The sequence below is a fragment of the Nocardia sp. CA-128927 genome (assembly GCF_050955855.1).
Classification (GTDB): Bacteria; Actinomycetota; Actinomycetes; order Mycobacteriales; family Mycobacteriaceae; genus Nocardia.
On sequence record NZ_CP192087.1, the window covers coordinates 1 to 20,920 of the forward strand.

General features: G+C 64.4%; 12 protein-coding genes and 2 tRNA genes. 12 read left to right on the top strand and 2 right to left on the bottom strand.

Annotated features, from left to right (window positions below):
• The 10 genes from dnaA to ACQPW1_RS00050 all read left to right on the top strand — a co-directional run bounded on the left by dnaA (position 1) and on the right by ACQPW1_RS00050 (position 13,611).
• A complete protein-coding gene (gene dnaA / locus ACQPW1_RS00005) occupies positions 1-2,037 on the top strand; it encodes a chromosomal replication initiator protein DnaA (RefSeq protein WP_433660715.1) in 2,037 nt (678 codons plus the stop codon).
• Positions 2,038-2,997: 960 nt separating this feature from the next.
• Positions 2,998-4,173 (top strand): DNA polymerase III subunit beta, encoded by a 1,176-nt coding sequence (gene dnaN, locus ACQPW1_RS00010; RefSeq protein WP_433660716.1) that lies wholly within the window; start codon positions 2,998-3,000, stop codon positions 4,171-4,173.
• Between the two features lie 222 nt (positions 4,174-4,395).
• The gene (gene recF / locus ACQPW1_RS00015) at positions 4,396-5,577 is read left to right on the top strand and encodes a DNA replication/repair protein RecF (protein ID WP_433660717.1); all 1,182 of its coding nucleotides are present in this window, start codon (positions 4,396-4,398) and stop codon (positions 5,575-5,577) included.
• A 146-nt stretch (positions 5,578-5,723) separates the two neighbouring features.
• A complete protein-coding gene (locus ACQPW1_RS00020; protein ID WP_433665573.1) occupies positions 5,724-6,284 on the top strand; it encodes a DUF721 family protein in 561 nt (186 codons plus the stop codon).
• A gap of 595 nt (positions 6,285-6,879) precedes the next feature.
• The gene (gyrB, locus tag ACQPW1_RS00025; RefSeq protein WP_433660718.1) at positions 6,880-8,934 is read left to right on the top strand and encodes a DNA topoisomerase (ATP-hydrolyzing) subunit B; all 2,055 of its coding nucleotides are present in this window, start codon (positions 6,880-6,882) and stop codon (positions 8,932-8,934) included.
• A 55-nt stretch (positions 8,935-8,989) separates the two neighbouring features.
• Entirely contained in the window at positions 8,990-11,512 is a 2,523-nt protein-coding gene (gyrA, locus tag ACQPW1_RS00030; RefSeq protein ID WP_433660719.1) for a DNA gyrase subunit A, read from the top strand.
• Between the two features lie 42 nt (positions 11,513-11,554).
• Positions 11,555-12,730 (top strand): DUF3566 domain-containing protein, encoded by a 1,176-nt coding sequence (locus ACQPW1_RS00035; protein ID WP_433660720.1) that lies wholly within the window; start codon positions 11,555-11,557, stop codon positions 12,728-12,730.
• A 203-nt stretch (positions 12,731-12,933) separates the two neighbouring features.
• A tRNA-Ile gene (locus tag ACQPW1_RS00040) sits at positions 12,934-13,007 on the top strand.
• Between the two features lie 106 nt (positions 13,008-13,113).
• A complete protein-coding gene (locus ACQPW1_RS00045) occupies positions 13,114-13,248 on the top strand; it encodes a hypothetical protein (RefSeq protein WP_433660721.1) in 135 nt (44 codons plus the stop codon).
• A 290-nt stretch (positions 13,249-13,538) separates the two neighbouring features.
• Positions 13,539-13,611 (top strand) — tRNA-Ala (locus tag ACQPW1_RS00050).
• 558 nt (positions 13,612-14,169) lie between these two features.
• Here the strand turns inward: ACQPW1_RS00050 and ACQPW1_RS00055 are convergent.
• Entirely contained in the window at positions 14,170-15,012 is an 843-nt protein-coding gene (locus tag ACQPW1_RS00055) for a hypothetical protein (protein ID WP_433660722.1), read from the bottom strand.
• Between the two features lie 141 nt (positions 15,013-15,153).
• Between ACQPW1_RS00055 and ACQPW1_RS00060 the strand changes: the two genes are divergently transcribed.
• A complete protein-coding gene (locus ACQPW1_RS00060) occupies positions 15,154-17,250 on the top strand; it encodes a GNAT family N-acetyltransferase (RefSeq protein ID WP_433660723.1) in 2,097 nt (698 codons plus the stop codon).
• A 335-nt stretch (positions 17,251-17,585) separates the two neighbouring features.
• On the top strand, positions 17,586-17,798 hold the full coding sequence (locus ACQPW1_RS00065; RefSeq protein ID WP_433660724.1) for a hypothetical protein: 213 nt from the start codon (positions 17,586-17,588) through the stop codon (positions 17,796-17,798).
• Positions 17,799-18,680: 882 nt separating this feature from the next.
• Here ACQPW1_RS00065 and brxL read toward each other — a convergent pair.
• Positions 18,681-20,756, bottom strand: coding sequence for a BREX system Lon protease-like protein BrxL (brxL, locus tag ACQPW1_RS00070; RefSeq protein WP_433660725.1), 2,076 nt, complete (start codon positions 20,754-20,756; stop codon positions 18,681-18,683).
• Positions 20,757-20,920 lie beyond the last annotated feature (164 nt).

Consider the following 20,920-nt stretch of genomic DNA (forward strand, 5'->3'; position numbering starts at 1 on the left):
ATGGACGACGAGCAGAACGTGTTGGCCACGGTGTGGCCCGAGGTAGTTGCCGAGCTGACCACCGGCTCACCGGACGGTGCCATTCCGCCGGTGACCAGAGCACAGCAGGCCTGGCTGAAACTGGTCAAGCCGCTGACGGTGGCGCAGGGATTCGCCCTGCTCTCGGTGCCTTCCTCGTTGGCTCAGGAGGCCATAGAACGCGATCTGCGCGAGCCGATCCTGCGGTCGCTGGCCCGGCGGCTCGGTCCACAGGTGGAGGGACTCGGGGTGCGCATCGCCGCGCCGACCGCCCCGACCAGCGACCGAAACAGCAACAACCCCCGGCACGCCAGGATGACGAGCAGGCCCGAACGTCCCAGGGACAACGGACCTCGCGACAACGGGCCCAGGGACAACGGACCCCGAGATAACGGCCCCCGCGACAACGGACCTCGCGACAACGGACCTCGCGACAACGGCCGCGGCCAGGGCGGTTACCCCGGCGGCGAGTACCAGGGTCGCGACGACTACCAGCAACCGCGCTACGCCCAGTCCAACGACTACGCCCCGGCCCCCGGCTACAACGGCGGATCCGACTACTCCGACAACGAATACGCACCGGAATACGCCTCCGCCAGCGAGTACAACCGGCAGGACTACGCCCACGACGAGTACGCGGGCCGCGACGAATACCCGGCCCCGGCCGAGATGCAGTCCGCACCTCGACACGAACCGACCCCCGCGCAACGCCGCGAGCAGGGCCTGCCGCCGCGTCGCGAGTCGATCCCGCCCGGCCAGGAGTCCTTGTTCACGCCCGACCCCGGCCCCGCCGCCGTGCGCGGACCGGTCCGGGCGCCCGTGCGCGAAGCAGCGGAGTCCAACGACCAGGGCATGGCGGCCGCCCACGAGTCGGTCCGGGAGCCCGAGAGCCCGCGCGCCGATCGCGACGACGAACCCGTGGTCAACGCCCGCAATTCCTGGCCGACCTACTTCACCAAGTCACAGGAAAGCGCGGCGCCGTCGAGTTCCTCGGCCAGCCTGAACTCGAAGTACACCTTCGAGACTTTCGTCATCGGCGCGTCCAATCGCTTCGCACACGCGGCCGCGGTCGCCATCGCGGAGGCACCGGCCCGCGCCTACAACCCCCTATTCGTCTGGGGCGCTTCGGGTTTGGGCAAGACGCACCTACTACACGCGGCCGGCCACTACGCCCAGCGGCTGTTCCCGGGCATGCGGGTGAAGTACGTCTCGACCGAAGAGTTCACCAACGACTTCATCAACAGCCTGCGTGACGACCGGAAGGTGGCGTTCAAACGCCGCTACCGCGAGACCGACATCCTGCTGGTGGACGACATCCAGTTCATCGAGGGCAAGGAAGGTATCCAGGAGGAGTTCTTCCATACCTTCAACACCCTGCACAACGCCAACAAGCAGATCGTCGTCTCCTCGGACCGCCCGCCCAAGCAGCTGGCCACGCTGGAGGAACGGCTGCGCACCCGGTTCGAGTGGGGCCTGATCACCGACGTACAGCCGCCCGAGCTGGAGACGCGGATCGCCATCCTGCGCAAGAAGGCTCGGATGGATCGCCTCGACGTGCCGCACGACGTGATGGAACTGATCGCCACCAGGGTCGAACGCAACATCCGCGAGCTGGAGGGCGCGTTGATCCGGGTCACCGCGTTCGCGTCGCTGAACGGCCAGCCGCTGGATCTGTCGCTGGCCGAGATGGTGCTGCGCGACCTGATGCCGGATACCGCGGCACTGGAGATCAACGCGGCGACGATCATGGCCGTCACCGCCGAGTACTTCAACACCACGCTCGAGGAGCTGACCGGGCCGGGCAAGGCGCGACCGCTGGCGCAGGCGCGGCAGATCGCCATGTACCTGTCCCGTGAGCTGACCGATCTGTCGCTGCCGAAGATCGGCCAGGCGTTCGGCCGCGACCACACCACGGTGATGTACGCGGAGAAGAAAGTCCGCAAGGAGATGACCGAGCGGCGCCGCGTGTACGACCAGGTGCAAGAACTAACAGCCCGAATCAAGCAACGCTCGCGCTGAGTTTCACTAACAACCCCGCACCGCCCCTGACCTGGGGCGGTGCTTTTTTGTGGCCTGTGGATTCCTCGAGGAATCCTTGTGGAGTCCTCGAGGAAACTGCCAGTTGTGCACCGGTTGGCTAACAGGTGTGGGGAGCGACTGCGCATCGTTCGCTAACAGGGTCTTATCCCCAGCATCCCCAGGCGGTTTTGCGCACAGGCGGTGACCAGCACGGCAGTCGGTCAAGGGGTTGGGGAATCCTCGAGGATTCCATGTGGAGTCCTCGAGGATTCCTCGAGTTGTCCACCCATCGGTGCACACGTGTGAACAACCGGGTGAATTCGGTGGAACAACTCGAGGAGCACTCGAGGATGAATGTGGGACAACTTCGGAACTCCACAGACGCCCCTCGTTCATCCTCGAGACACCCCGCGGTCATCCCCACGGCACCACGCTCGCTGACCTGCGAATTCGGCGTCAGTGCACAGATTCCACAGTGCCTACTACTACTTCAGTTCTTCTCCTAGAAGAACCTTCTTTAAAACAGGTGTGTGGAAAGTCGGGTTGAGGAGAGTCACCTCCGGAGCCGCTCTCGTCCACAGGCAAGGAGGACGAGCCGGAGCAGATCCGCGATCCGTCCTCGGACACGTCAGTGCTCGACATCGATCAACCGATCGGTCGCAGGGTGACGCATCGATGCGATCCACGAGTCCCCGCACACGCATCGACAGGATCCGTACACACTCGCCACGCACGCACCGGCATGACCGAACATCGGGCCATCGAGAACCGCCGGAGGGTCGGGCTAGGCCATAGCGTTGGTCGCGGGTACGGTTTGGTGTCGGTCGCCTGTGCCACACTTTCCATGGCGGCTGATCCACATCCTGCGCGAATCAACGTTGAACGAGCCGACAGGCTTGGAGGACGAATGTCCGGCCACCGCATAACAGCTCACGGAACTGGGAGAGGACAGATCGGGCGATGGAGCTTGCAAGCATGAAGTTTCGGGTCGCCCGAGAGGACTTCGCGGAATCCGTTGCCTGGGTGGCGCGTAGCCTCCCGTCCCGGCCTCCCGTCCCAGTGCTCGGTGGCGTGTTGCTCGTTGCCGACGAGGGCGGGCTGACCGTCTCCGGCTTCGACTACGAGGTCTCCGCGCAGATGCGTGTCGCCGCCGAGGTCGCCGGTCCGGGCGAGGTGCTCGTCTCCGGCAGGCTGCTCGCCGACATCACCAAGTCGCTGTCGAACAAGCCGGTCGATGTGTCGGTCGACGGCACTCGCGTGCTGATCGCCTGTGGCAGTGCGAAGTTCTCGCTGCCGACCATGCCGGTCGAGGACTATCCCCAGCTGCCCGAGGTGCCGCAGCAGACCGGCGAGCTGAGCGTCGACGTGTTCGCCAATGCGGTCGGCCAGGTCGCCGTCGCGGCGGGCCGAGACGACACGCTGCCGATGCTCACCGGCATCCGCGTCGAGATCGAGGGCTCCAAGGTGGTGCTCGCGGCCACCGACCGATTCCGGCTCGCGGTCCGGCACATCGAGTGGTCGCCTGCCGATGCCGCCATCGAGACCTCCGTGCTGATTCCGGCCCGGACGCTGTCCGAGGCCGCCAAGACACTCGGCGCCTCCGATGCGCCCGTACAACTTTCGCTCGGCACCGGTGCGGGCTCAGACGGTCTGCTCGGCATCGTGAACGCGGGCCGCCGGACCACCACCCGGCTGCTCGATGCCGAATTCCCCAAGTTCCGTCAGCTGCTGCCGAAGGAACACACCTCGATCGCCACCCTCCAGGTGTCCGTGCTGACCGAGGCGATCAAGCGCGTCGCCCTGGTCGCCGAGCGTGGCGCGCAGGTGCGGCTGGAGTTCTCCACAGAGGGCCTGTTGCTGTCCGCGGGTGGGGACGACGCCGGTCGCGCCGAGGAATGGCTGGAGGCCGACTTCCGCGGCGAATCGCTGACCATCGCGTTCAACCCCGGCTACCTGATCGACGGTCTCTCCGCGCTGCACGCCGAGCGGGTCACCTTCGGGTTCACCACACCCAGCCGTCCCGCGGTGCTGCTCCCGGCCGTCGACGACGAGCCGAAGGTGCTCGAGTCGGGTGCGTTCGCGGCGCTGGACAGCCCGTACACCTACCTGCTGATGCCGGTCCGGCTCCCGGGCTGACCGTCTGTGCACGACCGCGAGCCGAGTTCGTCCGATGCCTCGGTCGCTGCGAAACCGGTAGCGGTGCTGCGGGATTCGGCGACGAGGCGATCGGGCTCGGCGGTAGTTATGCACAGGTCTTCCACACACTGTGGTTGGGCGCCAACGGTTTCGGCGCTCGCGTCGATGCGCTGTGCACAGGTCCAGGTGCGAGAACTCGCGCAGGCAGGGGTCAGGTAGCGGATGTTCATCAGAACACTGTCGCTGCGTGACTTCCGCTCCTGGGAACACACGGAGCTCGAATTATCCCCAGGCCGAACGGTTTTCCTCGGTTCGAACGGCAACGGCAAGACGAACCTGCTCGAGGCGATCGGCTACCTGGCCACCCTCGCATCGCATCGCGTCGCGGCCGATGCCCCGATGATCAGGCTGGGTGCCGACAAGGCCCGGATCGGCGCGTCCGTCGTCAACAGCGGCCGCGAACTGCGGATCGACATCGAGCTGAACCAGGGCACCGCCAACCGCGCGCAGATCAATCGCTCGCCCGCCCGGCGACCACGGGAGATCCTCGGCATCCTGCAAACGGTGCTGTTCGCCCCCGAGGATCTCGCGCTGGTGCGCGGCGATCCGGGCGAGCGCAGACGCTTCATGGACGAGTTGTGCACGGCTCGCCTGCCCCGGCTCGCCGCCGTCCGCAGCGACTACGACCGGGTGCTGCGCCAGCGCTCGGCCTTGTTGAAATCCGCTGGGCGGCAAGCCAGATCGAAGACGGAGCTCGGCACCCTCGACGTGTGGGACGGCCATTTGGCCACGCACGCCTCGGTGCTGCTGACCTACCGCCTGCGCCTGGTGCACGACCTGTACCCGTACCTGGCCCAGTCCTACGCGTCGATCGCGCCCGAATCACGGCCCGCCGCAATCGCTTACCGCAGCGCGACCCTGCCACCCGAATTCCTGGACCCCGCAAGGGAACCCCAGCCGGACGACACCGAGGCACTGGAAGCGATCATGCTGAGCGAGCTCGCCGCGGCGCGACCGAAGGAGCTGGAGCGCGGTGTCTGCCTGGTCGGCCCGCACCGCGACGAGCTCGAACTGAACCTGGGCGAAGCACCGGCCAAGGGTTTCGCCAGTCACGGCGAATCCTGGTCCTTCGCGCTGGCGCTGCGCCTCGGTGCGTTCGAGTTGTTGCGCGCGACCGGGTCCGAACCCGTGTTGCTGCTCGACGATGTCTTCGCCGAACTCGACCGCCGTCGGCGCACCGCCCTCGCATCGGTGGCGGCAGGCGCGGAGCAGGTATTGATCACCGCCGCGGTCCCGGAGGACGTGCCCGCCGAACTCGCCGCAGTGCCGCTGCGGGTGGAAACCAGTGGCGGCCCGGACGGCCGGACCTCCCGGATCGCCGAGCCCATCACCCCTGCTCCCTGACATTCGCACTATGACGTATGCACAGAAAAGCATGGTTATCAACAGGTCCTGTGGAGAACTACCGCGCCCTTTGCCGCGCCCGAGGACGCTGTTTTGTCGGTGCCCTGTCGTAGAGTGACCCTCTGGCCGCGCACTACGAGAGGAGCCTGGTGACCGATCAAAAAGGCGCCGAACCGGCAGGTAAAGAGCCGGAGTTGCGCGGTGTCGATCTGGCCAGGCGGGCGCTCGAAGAAGCCCGTGCGGCAGCCAAAGCGAGTGGCAAGTCCGTCGGACAGGGGCGATCCTCACCGCAGCGCAAGCTGCGGACCGGCGCGCGTCGCCGCAGCGGTTGGTCGGGTGCCGGACCCGACGGGCGTGATCCCCAACTGTTCGGCAAGCTGACCGGCTCGCTCGCCAAGAACCGTGGCTGGTCCACCAAGGTCGCCGAGGGGATGGTGTTCGGCCGCTGGGCCGGCGTCGTCGGCGAGGACATCGCCTCGCACGCCACCCCGTTGACCTTGAAGGACAACGTGCTGAGCATCGCCGCCGAATCCACCGCGTGGGCAACTCAATTGCGCATGTTGCAGAGCCAGATCCTGGCGAAGATCAACGCTGCGGTCGGTCCGGGCGTCGTGACGTCGCTGAAAATCACCGGACCGGCGGCACCTAGTTGGCGCAAGGGCGAACGTCACGTGAGGGGACGTGGACCGCGCGACACCTACGGGTAGACCGACCGCGTTCCACGCGAAACCGTTCGTCGGTAACGCTCGATGCGCCAACCGATTTCAGTCGAGCAGTAATAGCTGGACCTTGCCGACAACGGCTACGCGGCCGCACCCTCGACGGCAGCCGAACCATCGCGAGGTCGTCGCACCCCTGGTATTGATCTCCCGCCCCTGCTCGCAGACCGATCCGTCGTCGGAAGCCGACACCGCGCATGATCTCGCAGGCTGTGTGAGTAACTTGTCGGCTACGTCCGACGGCCCGGAAATGCGGGCATACCGCCCCTCGGCCGCACATCAGCCGGTCGGTCCGTCGATCCGTACCGTCCGAATCATCCCAGAGGCGAGTTGAAGACCCGGAGGGCGGAACAGACTCGCCGCAATCCGATTTCTCGCATTCACGGAGCTGTCAGGGGTGTCGTAGGTGCGCTGTAGGTTGGGTCTACCAGTAGGATGAAGAGGTAACTAGCGGCGATCACCTTCGGTGCGTCCCGTACAGCCCGCGTGGCCCTGTATTTCTCGAGCAGTCATGGCCAGGGATCAACGCGTGCTGTGCAGTGCCTCGCCAGGAGGATCAGCAAGTAAGGAGAGCTACCGACCAGTGGCTGCCAACGACTCCAACGCATCGGGCTCGACCAACGCTACCTCGGGCAAGGCGGACTACGGCGCCTCGTCCATCACGGTCCTCGAGGGACTCGAGGCGGTCCGCAAGCGTCCCGGCATGTACATCGGTTCCACCGGTGAGCGTGGCCTGCACCACCTGATCTGGGAGGTCGTCGACAACTCCGTCGACGAGGCGATGGCCGGGTACGCGTCCAAAGTCGAGGTCACCCTGCTCGCCGACGGCGGTGTCGAGGTGGTCGACGACGGCCGTGGCATCCCGGTGGCCATGCACGCGCAGGGCGTCCCCACCATCGAGGTGGTCATGACCCAGCTGCACGCCGGCGGCAAGTTCGACTCCGACTCCTACGCGGTGTCCGGTGGTCTGCACGGCGTCGGTATCTCCGTGGTGAACGCGCTGTCCTCACAGCTAGAGGCGGAGATCGACCGCGACGGCTTCCACTGGAGCCAGACGTACAAGGACTCGGTTCCCGGCAAGCTGCTCCAGGGTGATCCGTCCAAGAAGACCGGCACCACGATCCGGTTCTGGGCCGATCCGAACATCTTCGAGACGACGACCTACAACTTCGAGACCGTGGCCCGCCGGCTGCAGGAGATGGCGTTCCTGAACAAGGGCCTCACCATCACCCTCACCGACGAGCGCGTCACCGCCGCCGAGATCACCGACGATGTGGTCAGCGAGACCGCGGACGCGCCGAAGCACACGGATCCGAATGCCGTCGCCGCGCCGGTCGAGCACAAGGTGAAGTCACGGACCTACCACTACCCGGGTGGTCTGGAGGACTTCGTCCGCCACATCAACCGGACCAAGCAGCCGATCCACAACTCCGTCGTCGGGTTCACCGGCAAGGGCACCGGCCACGAGCTCGAGGTCGCGATGCAGTGGAACTCGGGCTACTCCGAGTCGGTGCACACCTTCGCCAACACCATCAACACCCACGAGGGCGGCACTCACGAAGAGGGCTTCCGCGCGGCGTTGACCACGGTGGTCAACAAGTACGCCAAGGACAAGAAGCTCCTCAAGGAAAAAGAAGACAACCTCACCGGTGACGACATCCGTGAGGGCTTGGCCGCGATCGTCAGCGTGAAGGTCTCCGAGCCGCAGTTCGAGGGCCAGACCAAGACCAAGCTCGGCAACACCGAGGTCAAGTCGTTCGTGCAGAAGGCGTGCAACGAGCACCTCTCGCACTGGTTCGAGGCCAACCCGGCCGACGCGAAGACGATCGTGAACAAGGCGGTCTCCTCGGCGCAGGCGCGGGTCGCCGCGCGTAAGGCCCGCGAGCTGGTGCGCCGCAAGAGCGCGACCGACCTGGGTGGTCTGCCCGGCAAGCTGGCCGACTGCCGGTCCAAGGATCCGAGCAAGTCCGAGATTTACATCGTCGAGGGCGACTCCGCCGGTGGTTCCGCGAAGTCCGGGCGTGACTCGATGTACCAGGCGATCCTGCCGCTGCGCGGAAAGATCATCAACGTCGAGAAGGCCCGGATCGATCGGGTGCTCAAGAACAACGAAGTCCAGTCGATCATCACCGCGTTCGGCACCGGTATCCACGACGAGTTCGATATCGCCAAGCTGCGCTATCACAAGATCGTGCTGATGGCCGACGCCGACGTCGACGGCCAGCACATCGCGACGCTGCTGTTGACGCTGCTGTTCCGGTTCATGCGTCCGCTGGTCGAGCAGGGTCACGTGTATCTGGCCCAGCCGCCGCTGTACAAGCTCAAGTGGCAGCGCAGCGATCCGGAGTTCGCCTACTCCGACCGCGAACGCGACGGTCTGATCGAAGCCGGCCTCGCGGCAGGCAAGAAGATCAACAAGGAAGACGGCGTCCAGCGCTACAAGGGTCTCGGCGAAATGAACGCCAAGGAACTGTGGGAGACCACCATGGACCCCTCGGTGCGCGTGCTCAAGCTGGTCACCCTGGATGACGCCGCCGCGGCCGACGAGCTGTTCAGCGTGCTGATGGGTGAGGACGTAGAGGCTCGCCGCAGCTTTATCACCCGTAATGCCAAGGACGTTCGCTTCCTCGACGTATAAGCCGGTGCGCGATGCCACGTCACCGCAACCGCACCAGGCCCGCTAAGGAGACTTCATGACCGACACGACGCTGCCTCCGTACGGAGGCACCGGCGGCGACCGGATCGACCCGGTCGACATCCAGCAGGAAATGCAGAACAGCTACATCGATTACGCGATGAGCGTGATCGTCGGCCGCGCGCTGCCCGAGGTGCGCGACGGCCTCAAGCCGGTGCACCGGCGCGTGCTGTATGCCATGTACGACAACGGATATCGGCCCGACCGCGGCTATGTGAAGTCCGCCCGCCCGGTCGCCGAGACCATGGGTAACTACCACCCGCACGGCGACAGCTCGATCTACGACACCCTCGTGCGCATGGCGCAGCCGTGGTCGCTGCGTTACCCGCTGGTCGACGGCCAGGGCAACTTCGGTTCGCGCGGCAACGACGGCGCGGCCGCCATGCGATACACCGAGTGCCGGCTCACCCCGCTCGCGATGGAGATGCTGCGCGAGATCGACCACGAGACGGTCGATTTCGTGCCCAACTACGACGGTCGTTCGCAGGAACCGACCGTGCTGCCGAGCCGGGTGCCCGCGCTGCTGATGAACGGCAGCAACGGCATCGCGGTCGGCATGGCGACCAACATTCCGCCGCACAACCTCAACGAGCTCGCCGAGGCGATCTACTGGGCGCTGGACAACTTCGATGCCGACGAAGAGTCCACCCTGGCCGCCTGTATGGAGCGGGTCAAGGGTCCGGACTTCCCGACCTACGGCCTCATCGTCGGTGGTCAGGGCATCCACGATGCCTACAGCACCGGCCGCGGCTCGGTCCGGATGCGCGGCGTCGTCGTCATCGAGGAAGACAACAAGGGCCGGACCACCCTGGTCATCACGGAGCTGCCGTACCAGGTCAACACCGACAACTTCATCAACTCGATCGCCGAGCAGGTGCGCGACGGCAAGATCGCGGGCATCTCCGACATCCACGACGAGTCCTCGGACCGCGCGGGCATGCGGATCGTCGTCACCGTCAAGCGGGACGCGGTCGCCAAGGTCGTGCTGAACAACCTCTACAAGCACACCCAGCTGCAGACCAGCTTCGGCTGCAACATGCTCTCGATCGTCGACGGCGTGCCGCGCACCCTGCGGCTCGACCAGATGATCCGGTACTACGTCACGCACCAGTTGGACGTTATCGTCCGGCGCACCAAGTACTTGCTGCGCAAGGCCGAGGAGCGGGCCCACATTCTGCGCGGCCTGGTCAAGGCGCTCGACGCGCTCGACGAGGTGATCGCCCTGATCCGGCGTTCGGCCAACACCGACACCGCGCGCACCGGCCTGATGCAGATGCTGGACATCGACGAGATCCAGGCCACCGCGATCCTCGACATGCAGCTGCGTCGCCTCTCGGCGTTGGAGCGGCAGAAGATCGTCGACGAGTTGGCCAAGATCGAACTCGAAATCGCCGACTTGAAGGACATCCTCGCCAAGCCGGAGCGGCAGCGTGCCATCGTGCGCGACGAGCTGGCCGAGATCGTCGAGAAGTACGGCGACGAACGGCGCACCAAGATCATCGCGGCCGACGGTGACGTCGCCGACGAGGATCTGATCGCCCGCGAGGACGTGGTCGTCACGATCACCGAGACCGGCTACGCCAAGCGCACCAAGACCGACCTCTACCGCAGCCAGAAGCGCGGCGGCAAGGGCGTGCAGGGTGCGGGTCTCAAGCAGGACGACCTGGTCCGGCACTTCTTCATCTCGTCCACGCACGACTGGCTGCTGTTCTTCACGAACAAGGGCCGGGTCTACCGCGCCAAGGCCTACGAGCTGCCCGAGGCCAGCCGCACCGCGCGCGGCCAGCACGTGGCCAACCTGCTCGCCTTCCAGCCGGACGAGAAGATCGCCCAGATCATCCAGCTGAAATCCTACGAAGACTCCCCATACCTGGTGCTCGCCACCAAGAATGGCCTCGTGAAGAAGTCGAAGCTCACCGATTTCGACTCCAACCGCACCGGCGGCATCGTCGCGGTGAACCTGCGCGACGAGGACGAACTGGTCGGCGCCGTGCTGTGCTCGGCCGACGACGACCTGCTGCTGGTGTCGGCGCTGGGCCAGTCGATCCGGTTCTCCGCGACCGACGAGGCGCTGCGTCCGATGGGCCGCGCCACCTCCGGTGTGCAGGGCATGCGGTTCAACGCCTCGGATGAACTCTTGTCGCTGAACGTTGTGCGGCCGGATACATATCTGCTGGTGGCGACTGCCGGCGGTTACGCTAAGCGGACTGCGATCGAGGAGTACACGGCGCAGGGTCGAGGCGGTAAAGGCGTATTGACCGTCCAATACGACGCCAAGCGTGGCACCCTTGTCGGTGCGCTCATCGTCGAGGACGAAGATGAGTTGTATGCGATCACCTCGACCGGTGGTGTCATCCGGACGGTGGCCAAGCAGGTGCGTAAGGCTGGACGACAGACCAAGGGCGTGCGATTGATGAACCTGGGCGAGGGCGATACGTTGCTTGCTATCGCGCGCAATGCCGACGAGCCTGATCCCGACCTGCTCGCCAGCGAAGGCGGCGACACCGGTTCCTCTGAGTAGTAACCCAACAGCGGCGGCAACGAACGGATCTAAGGATTCCCATTGACCACTCCGAATCAGCCGAATGACGAGCGGCACCAGACGAACGGTGTGACCGAGCGGATCGCACCGTCCCCGATTCCGCCGCGGCCGATCCCACGGCCGGGCTCGTCGGCCGATAACGGCCAGCAGGGCGGCGGGCAGCCAGGTGGCGGCCAGCCGAACGGTGGCCAATCGGGTGGTGGCCAGTCCGCCGCGGGCCAGCAAGGCGGGCAGCAGCACGGCGGCCAGCCGGGTGGTGCCCAGTCCGGTGGCGGGCAGCAACGTGAAATGCACGACAAGCAAGGCGATTTCGCGGGCCAGCCGAAGGGGTCGGAGCAGGCTCCCGGTCACACCGGGCAAGATCCGTTCGATCAGACTGTCCGCATGAACAACTCAGAGCCCGGCGCACCCGAGTCGGGGGATCAGTCCGGTGGCAACGGTGGTGGCCAATCGCCGTTCCAGGACGGCTGGGCACAACTGCCGCAGCGGGAACCACAGTCCAACCTGTACCGGCCCGGCCAGGCGCCGGTCACCGGACGCCCGAGCGGCTCCGGTGCGCAGGCCGGTGGCGGTGGCGGCGGCCTCGGCGGTGGCGTGACCAACGCGCGCACCACCGCCGACCTCGCGGCCAAGGCGGCCCGCAAGGAAGCGGCGATGGTGAAGTCCGTCGGCATCGACGGACCCACCCGCAGCATCGCCCGGCCTGAGCTGATCAAGGACATGCCGGACCTCTCGGAGATCCGGCACCCGCTGCCGCCGTCGGCCGACCACACCGGTCCGCAGGCACCCATCTCGCCCGCGGTACCGGTCGCGGTGGCCGCTGCCGTCGCCACCGGCGAGCCGCTGCGGGCCACCGTGCAGATCCGCCGGATCGACCCGTGGTCCACGCTGAAGATCTCGCTGGTGATCAGCGTGGCCATGTTCTTCGTCTGGATGCTCGCCGTCGGCCTGCTCTACATCGTGCTCGAGGGCATGGGCGTGTGGGAACGGTTGAACAACACCTTCACCGACATGGTGTCGCAGGACAGCGGCTCGGTCGGGCTCATCGACGCGGGCACCGTCTTCGGCTACGCGGGCGTCATCGGGCTGATCAACGTGGTGCTGTTCACCGCGCTCGGCACCGTCGGCACGTTCATCTACAACCAGTGCTGTGATCTGGTCGGCGGCATCCAGGTCACCCTCGCCGACCCCGACTAGAACTCGGTCACCCAACGGCCGGCGTCGTCCCTATCCAGGGGACGACGCCGGCCGTTTTCACTGCTCCGCACGACACCTTCCGACAGCCTGCGCCGACCGCCGCGAGCCCCCGTCGCACCCCTGCTACCAGCCGTTTTGGAGGTAGTGCGACAGGTCGGGTAATCTCTAGCCTCGGCTCAGGTGGAAGAACACAAGAGTCATACGGGCCTATAGCTCAGGCGGTTAGAGCGCTTCGCTGATAACGAAGAGGTCGGAGGTTCAAGTCCTCCTAGGCCCACAAACTTCTATTTAACTCTGCTGGTCAGAGATTCTTTGGCGTAAATTACGTCCTTTTAGCCCGAGTTTCGTGATGACGAACGGGCCTCCTGCCTCTCATTCTTCAGATGATCGAGCTCGTGGAGACGGCTGTGAGCTGGATTTTTGATGTCGCCGTCATCACTTTTTACGCTCCTCCGCCCACTTCGGTTGCTGTGCTGGCGGAGCGCAAACTAGCTCTGATCTGGTATTTCTATCTCTGATCCAGAGTCATCAGGATCCTCCTACCCCGTCGACGTCAGCCTTGTGATCAGCTGGCTAACAGCTTGGTTCAGGTGAATCCCCTCAGGTGTAGGCGCATATCCACCTGCTGCCTAACGCGACAACCCGACAGAGAACCTCAAGGGTGACCTCGGTGCGGAAGGCGTTCGCCTCTAACGAGCTTCGATTGGCCGTGGTGTGTCGGGCCCTCTGTTGGGTTTTGACCGTATGGATGCGGGAGGGTACCGTTTCCCCGGCGTCTGTGGATGCCGTTGCCGCCATCGGTGGCGTCGGGGCCTTAGCTCAATTGGCAGAGCACTGCCTTTGCAAGGCAGGGGTTAGGGGTTCGATTCCCCTAGGCTCCACAGTAAAGACTCAGGTCAGAGGTGAGATCGGTGACCTTACCTCCCCTGAATGGACGCTTCGGTGCGCATAGGAATTTGAGACGACTCGATCCTGACCTCCAGCAAGCAGCTGGGATCGGCGGCTATCGGGCTGAACGGCGGTTTGTCGTCTGCACGGCCGGCCCCCGCCGAAGGAGCCTGCCGCAGGCGCATTTCCCCACGGGTCCTGGTCGGACTGGCGTGGCCGACGGGCTGCTTGGCATGCACGCTCAGCTTCTGCTGCTTCGGCTTCCTGCTGAGCCTTCACGTCTCGTGTCCGTGGCAATGCGGCTACCGATCCGTATCTGGCCATGCGGTAGCGCCAATGAAGCTTGGCGCGGTGGGATCGGGTCGGTTCCCACCCGTTGAAGCCGTTCGGTCTGGTAGCACGCTCACGTCTTCTGTTCAGCAGTCCACTCGGTATCGCTTGAGATTGAGCCGAGGCAACTTGTTGTTCCGTGCGGGCGCTCGGTCTCGGCGCTCTCGCCTTGGATTTCCGGGCTGGGCAGGTGTAGACCGGGCGTTGGTGAAGGGTCGATCTTATGGGGAGCTGGTGCTTGAAACCCACGGCGTGTCGTCTCGTAGGTGTAGCCCTGCCCTATGCCGAACCTGGCACCGCAGACCAGCGCCGCCGTTCCTACAGGGCAAACGCGTAGACGTTGGCTGACCACAGATTTCGTGCCAATCGCCGGTGAACTCGTTGCGCGCCAAGAACATGTGCGCGCCGCTCTCGGCAGTACCGTCAACCGCTCGGTTGGCATAGGTCCGCTGGACGGTAACGCGGTCGGGGACATCGGGCATTCGTTCCCACGTCGGGGGATCGGCGAGCTTCCATCGCTTGATCTCTACGACTGCGCCGACGACGGGTGGCTTAGCCATCTCACGTTTCCACTGCTCGGCGGCTTTGGCCTCCTCACGGGCGATCCGCTCCGCCTCCTGCGCCCGCTCAATCTCTTTCTGTGCCTGCTCGATATCCCAGCGGCTGCGCCCTTGAGACCGTTTCTGGTGCGTCCCACGAGGCTGTCCCTTCTTGTCTGCGCATTGCGCACCAGGCGGAACTTCGCAGACCGGGCACTCATGATTCTCCCTGGCAGGGTCGTCTACGACGACAACGGCATCGTCGTACAACCCGGTGCCGCGTGGGTCCACGAATCGGCAGATGAACTTCGTGGCCCCGTAGGTGACCGACTTGTGGCCGCCATTGCGGCCCAACTCCACCTCTGTGATCGGGCCGTACTTCCGCACCGCTTCGGCCGGGCTCAGACGCTCCGTAATAGCTAGGTAGCCGCGCTCGGTCCATTCCTGCCCGATGACAGGCTCACCGACCCGCGCCCAGGCGATGGGCTCGCCACACCAGCCGTCGTAGAGAACTCCACCGCTCACAGCCTCATCGTGCCAACAGCGGACTCGATGCGTGAGCGTTCGGGGCCGACCGCACTCGGCCGGGCGGTAGACCAGCTTCACCATCTCGGAGCATCGGTCGTTTACGGCACACAGAGCTGGACATCCGCTCATACTGACTAGATGGGTGGGCCAGATGTGATCCACGTCCAGGTCGAGCGGGTGGATGCCGCCGATGACGGAACCATCGCGAAGGTCGTCAAGCTTGGTGACCGAGCGCGCAAGACGTTGGGCTTCATGCCCCCCGCAGTCTATTACGACGCAGCTGCAAAGCACTGGCTGCTAGCCGCGATGCTCCATGGTGAGCCGGTTGGTTATGTCCTGTTTCGTCTACCACGTGATGAGGTCGTGCTGACCCACGTATGTGTCCATCCGGATTTCCGTAAATCAGGGATCGCGAAACAACTCGTCGATCAGGTGAGTGACCTCCACAGCGCGCGACAGGGGATCAAGGCCAAGTGCCGCGATGACTACGACGGCATAGCAAATGTATGGACAGGTCTGGGTTTCACCCCGCGCGCACGCGCCCGCGGGCGCGGACATGACCGAAAGTCGATGACGATATGGTGGCGAGACCACGAGCATCCAAATCTGTTCACCCCGCCCATGGAAGAACCGACCGTTGTCCAGGTCGCGATCGATACGATGATCCTGCTCGACCTGCTGACCGGATCCGGAGATACCCGACGGGCTAGGTCCGCGGCGTTACTGGCTCAACACCTGATCGGTCGTATGGAGTTGGTGGTCACCCGCGGATTGGAGCGCGACCTCGATAATCACCCCCAAGCCGCCACAGCCCGTGTTCTCGAGTTCGCTGACAGTTTCACCCGGCCGACTGAGCTTCCCAAGCGCGCCCAAGCGCTCTTCGACGCGATGCTCACCGCAGTCAAGCTGCGCGTCACGGGGTTTCCCAAGACCCCGCAGGACATCGGGGACCTTTGGCACCTGGCCGAGGCCGCCGCAGTAGGCGCGCAAGCCTTCCTCACCTGGGACGAGCGTCTCATGAACATCGTTGCCCCAGCGGCACTCTCGGTGGCTGCGCCAGAAGTCGCACGCATGCGGGTACTCGACCCGGATCATCTGGAGATTCGCTTGGATGAACTGGCAAACACCGCCGCCTACAGCCCGCTCGCCCTAGCAGGCAGTCACTTCACCACTGCCCGCGCAGGTTCCGACGCACGTCAGCTCTTACAGCGATTCCTCAACAGCACTCACGGCGAGACAAGGTCGCAGTTCCAGGCATTGCTGCGCGAGGCCGCCCGCGATAGCGACACCTACGAGGTTGTCTCGGCACCAGACGGCACGCTCATCGCGTGCTACGCGATCAACAGTGTCGGCATGACCTTGAATGTGCCACTCCTGCGCGTTGCCAACCATCCCATCGCCGAGACACTGACGCGACAGCTGCTGTGGAGATTCCGGCTGCAGGCCCGACGCAATGGCGCCACAATCGTGCAACTCACCGACCGCCACCTCACCCCTATAACTGAAAGGATCGCCGAGACCGAGTCCTACCGGCACGGCCGATCCGGCCTATGCGCCGTCGTGGTCGATGTAATCGGGTCCGGTCGAGACGTAACTGATACAGCGAACACAATCAGCGAGTCGGTCGGCATGACCGCCGCGCCTTTGATTCGTACCTACGAAAATGCGGTGGTGGCAAGCCTTTACGAACGTGTATGGTGGCCTGCCAAGATTACCGACAGCAGCCTTCCCCGGTTCGTCGTCCCGATTCGTCCACGCTGGAGCGCCGACCTTTTCGGTGTGCCCTCGACCCTCACGGCTCGCGATTCCCAGCTCGCACTGGGCAGAGAGCACGTCTACTACCGCAGCGGACGACGAAGTTGCCTACAAGCGCCCGGACGCATTCTCTGGTACATGAGCGGCGACAAATCCGTCGGCGAAGGACAATTTATCGGAACCTCACTTCTGGACTCCGTCGAACGCGACACCCCAGAGGCGCTTCACCGCTCCTACGGCCGGTACGGGGTATTCACGCTCGAACACATCAAGAGCGTCGCAAATGCAGACAACATCGCCGAAGCCTTGCTGCTATCGGACATCGAACTATTCCCTTATCCTATCTCCTCGTCGAGCTACACCTTTATCAGGGAACGAATACCAGGACCCCGAGGTTTTCAATCTCCAACGACAATCCAACCCGCGATGTTCGAAGCAGTGTATCGGCTGGGCGCCGGACAGGACCCCAGTCCCGAGTAGCAATGCGCGGCAGGATATTTCGCGACTCTTCTCACTCAATCACCTACCCGAAACGATCGCCGGGATATGATCCCCGAGTGACTCCTGCGGGCGAAGAGACGAACGAACCAGCGAGGCTCCGACCATTGGTGCTATCGCTCAAACCACGTTTCGCGACGGCAATTCTGGATGGCGCCAAGACAGTCGAACTCAGACGCCAACGCGTTAGCGCACCTCCGGGCACGCGACTCGTTTTGTATGCGAGTGCGCCCGTCATGGCCGTAGTCGGTGTTGTCACCCTCATCGGAAACGAATCCGACACCATAGCGCGCATATGGCGACGCTATGGTCGACGAATGGCGTTGCGCCGCACCGAATATGACGCCTACCTTTCAGGTTCCTCGACGGCTACAGCGTTGATTCTTACCGATCCGACCCCGTTAACCGCCCCACCGACCCTGACACATTTGCGCGCCGAGACCGGTTTTCGACCACCGCAGAGCTACCGATACCTCCACGCTGACGATCCTGAAATCCTGCACCGCGCAGCATCCCTCATCGCGAACTGAACAGCCCGCCGGAGGATCGATGGACCTGCCGAAGCATTCCGTGAGTGTCTCGGATGTCCGTCGCATATACCACAGCTACATTCGCAACGATATCGATGAGTTCATGGGGTTTCTGCCGATTCAGGCGATCACGTAGGATACTGATGCGGTGTGGGTGGTGTATCTGGAGCAGGACAAGGGCAACGCGCCTAAGACGATTCAGAACAAGCACGGGTTTCTGTGCGCGGGGATGCAGGCGGCGATACAACAGCGTCCGACACCTCTGATCCCGTACAACCCGCGCGCAGGAACCCGGTTACCGCGCTGGGACGCACCGGAGATAGATATTTTCGACAACGATGAGTGGGAGTTGTTCGAGCAGTTGCTGGCACCGCGGTGGCGCTCGCAGTCGTCGTCGCCTTGCGCACGCGGTCGCAGCAGCGAGCCAAGAACCGGCTCCGACGGCCCCTGGACGCCGTGGTCGTCTTTCCGATCGGGTCGTTGTTCATGTCGCCGTAGAACTTGACCGGCATCAGCCCTGCACCCCGAGCGTGTTGCCGAAGGTGGGCGCCAGAATATCGGTCCGCTCCAGGTAGCACGTCATCGCCACAGGGACGATCCCCTTCGGCCACCCGAGCTGGCCGGGCGATGCACGAGCTTGCACGGCGAGGGGCCGCTGGTAGCTACGCGGGCGGCAGCTGAGGTGCCGCCCGATACGCGACCGAGCGGGACCGGCGCGAATTACTTCCGGGCGTTCGCGGACACCGGAGCCCGTCCGCACGGTGAAGCTCCGGCATCGATCGGAAGGATGCGCGCCACATACAGTGGCGTCCGTTGCGACAGCGCTATGTCCTGCACCCTCGTGCGGGATGCGATCTCAACATTGCACCGCGACACAGGGTGTCACTGACCAGCGTCCGTGCGCAGGTAGGTGACGGTAAATTTCTTCGTGCGGCGTCGCTCGGGCAATTGGGCGCGCAGATCGAAGCCGCGACCGAACTGCTCGAAGATGTCGAGGCCACGGCCGAGCTGAATACGCCAGCCGGTGTCGGTTTCGATCCAGCGGTCGTGCTCGCTCTTGGGATCGCCGAATTCGCAGGTGAATTCGACTCCGGCTTCCTGCATGACAGCTTGAATCTCGCTGAGGCCGGCCAGTTGCAGGATCTGCACCTCCGCGTTCTTGGTCTCCTCGACAGTGGTGAGCCGGACCCGTATCTCGGTTTCCTCCGACTTCGCCGCGACGACTTCGCACAACAGTTCGAACAGGTTGCGCAGCTGATGGGTCTGCCGGATGTATGGGTCGACAATATCGATAACCGTCGCCCCGCGCAGGTGTGGGATGAGCAGGCTGCGGTAGGACTGGCCGAGGGTGTTTTCCCGGATATCGAGTAGACCTGTGCGCAACGGCGACTCGGTGACGGCTGTGTCGGCGGGCGAGGGAGTCGGTGTCGGCGGCGGGACGAGGCCGTCAGTGTCGGTTTCGCCGTGGCCGAAGTACTGCGGGTAGTCCAGTTCCTCCTGGGTTTGGATATCGTGCCAGGTTCCGGCAGCGTCCGCGTAGCCGAACCGGACCTGGTCCATTGTGTGGTCGATCCGCAGGATCTGGTCCTTGACCCGTTTGCGCCCCTCGATCGCGAACGCCAGTAGGTGCTCGATCTCTTGGGCGGTCGCGCCACGGTGCGGGAAGACCAGTTTCATCAGCCCGGAGAATGTCTTGCGCACGCCGTCGCGGTCACGGGTGGAGATCTCCTCGGACAGGGTGAAATGCGGTGCGTAGGCGTCGGAGAAGTCCAGGGTGCGCAGGTGTGCCAGCGCCTCCGCCAGGTAGTCGACCACGAATCCATAACCGTCAGTGAATAATTCGCGGCGGATGATCTCTACTTCCCAGCCGGGCAGATAGTGGTGCAGACGGTCCAGGTAAGCGGAGTCGTGATATGCCGGTGGGAGCACCTCGAACAGATCCGAATGGGCAAGCATGGCCGGGACCGGACGGCTGGTGTTGCCGATGAACACCATGGATGCGTCCGCGCCGATGGTCTCCACGCCGCGCGAGAAGGTCTTGTTCGCCATGTAGTTCTTCATGATGTCGACCAGCGACTTGTCGACGCGCTTCTGCCCGGCGAACTCGTCGAAGGCCACGACATCCCAGTAACCGACCAGGCCGATCTGACCACTGGAATTGTTGACGAACAGTTTGGGCACGGTCACCTCACCGCCCGAGATGAGCATGCCGTGCGGGGAGAACTCCGAATAGATGTGCGACTTGCCGGTGCCCTTAGGGCCGAGTTCGACCAGGTTGTAGTTGCGTTCCACGAAGGGGATGAGCCGCACCAGCTGCATCAGTTTGGCGCGGTGCGAGAGCCGTTCGGGTGCGAAACCAATGGTCTGCATCAACAGGTCGATCCACTCGTCGGTGCCGAACTCGGCGCGGCGAGTCAAATATTCGGCCATATCGAACTGGCCCAACTGGATCGGTTGCAGCCCGGCGATGAACCAGCGGCCTTCGTCGGCATCGCCCGGGGTGTATTCCAGGTCGACCCGGCACCAGACGCCGCCGGTGAGCAGTTTCGGATTGCGCTTGACGGTGGCGTCATCGATCGGGATGGCCCTGAGTCCGAGGTTCGCGAAGGTTGCGGTGTGCATATCGCGGCGATCATCGAGTACCACGGTCACCTTGTCGATGACCCGATGCCTGCCGCGGTCACGGATCGTCGACTTCACCAGTTCGGCTTCGCCGCGGTGTACGTAGTGCTTGGCCAGCACGTCGCGGACCGCTTCTATGCCCCGCTCGATGGTGTCCTCGTCGTCGCTGGCACAGAACTGCGCGAGCAGGAACTCCAGCACATAGCCGGGAACGACCGCGTTACCGCGGACCCGGCCGGGGAGGTCCTTGCGGACCACCAGGCTGGGAAAGATGGCGTTCGCCTTGGCGTCGAGCTCCGAGAGACTACGCGGCTGGGCGGTGCTGGTCTCGATCACAGGCTGGCGTCCTCCACAGGTCGGTCGGCGTGGTCAGTGTTACCGAAAGGGTGTGGACAACCCGAACGGCAGCCATTTCGTGACGGCACCTGAAATAGTGACCGAACATGTTGCCCCCCTTGCTGTTCACCGGCATTGTCGAGGGTACCGCCTTTCGGTGTGGA

Bases quoted from the DNA above. Each gene is read 5' to 3' on its own strand.
- dnaA (WP_433660715.1), top strand. From the start codon at position 1: ATGGACGACGAGCAGAACGTGTTGGCCACGGTGTGGCCCGAGGTAGTT.
- ACQPW1_RS00045 (WP_433660721.1), top strand. From the start codon at position 13,114: ATGATCGAGCTCGTGGAGACGGCTGTGAGCTGGATTTTTGATGTCGCC.
- recF (WP_433660717.1), top strand. From the start codon at position 4,396: ATGTTCATCAGAACACTGTCGCTGCGTGACTTCCGCTCCTGGGAACAC.
- gyrA (WP_433660719.1), top strand. From the start codon at position 8,990: ATGACCGACACGACGCTGCCTCCGTACGGAGGCACCGGCGGCGACCGG.
- dnaN (WP_433660716.1), top strand. From the start codon at position 2,998: ATGGAGCTTGCAAGCATGAAGTTTCGGGTCGCCCGAGAGGACTTCGCG.
- ACQPW1_RS00065 (WP_433660724.1), top strand. From the start codon at position 17,586: ATGGCGTTGCGCCGCACCGAATATGACGCCTACCTTTCAGGTTCCTCG.
- ACQPW1_RS00060 (WP_433660723.1), top strand. From the start codon at position 15,154: ATGGGTGGGCCAGATGTGATCCACGTCCAGGTCGAGCGGGTGGATGCC.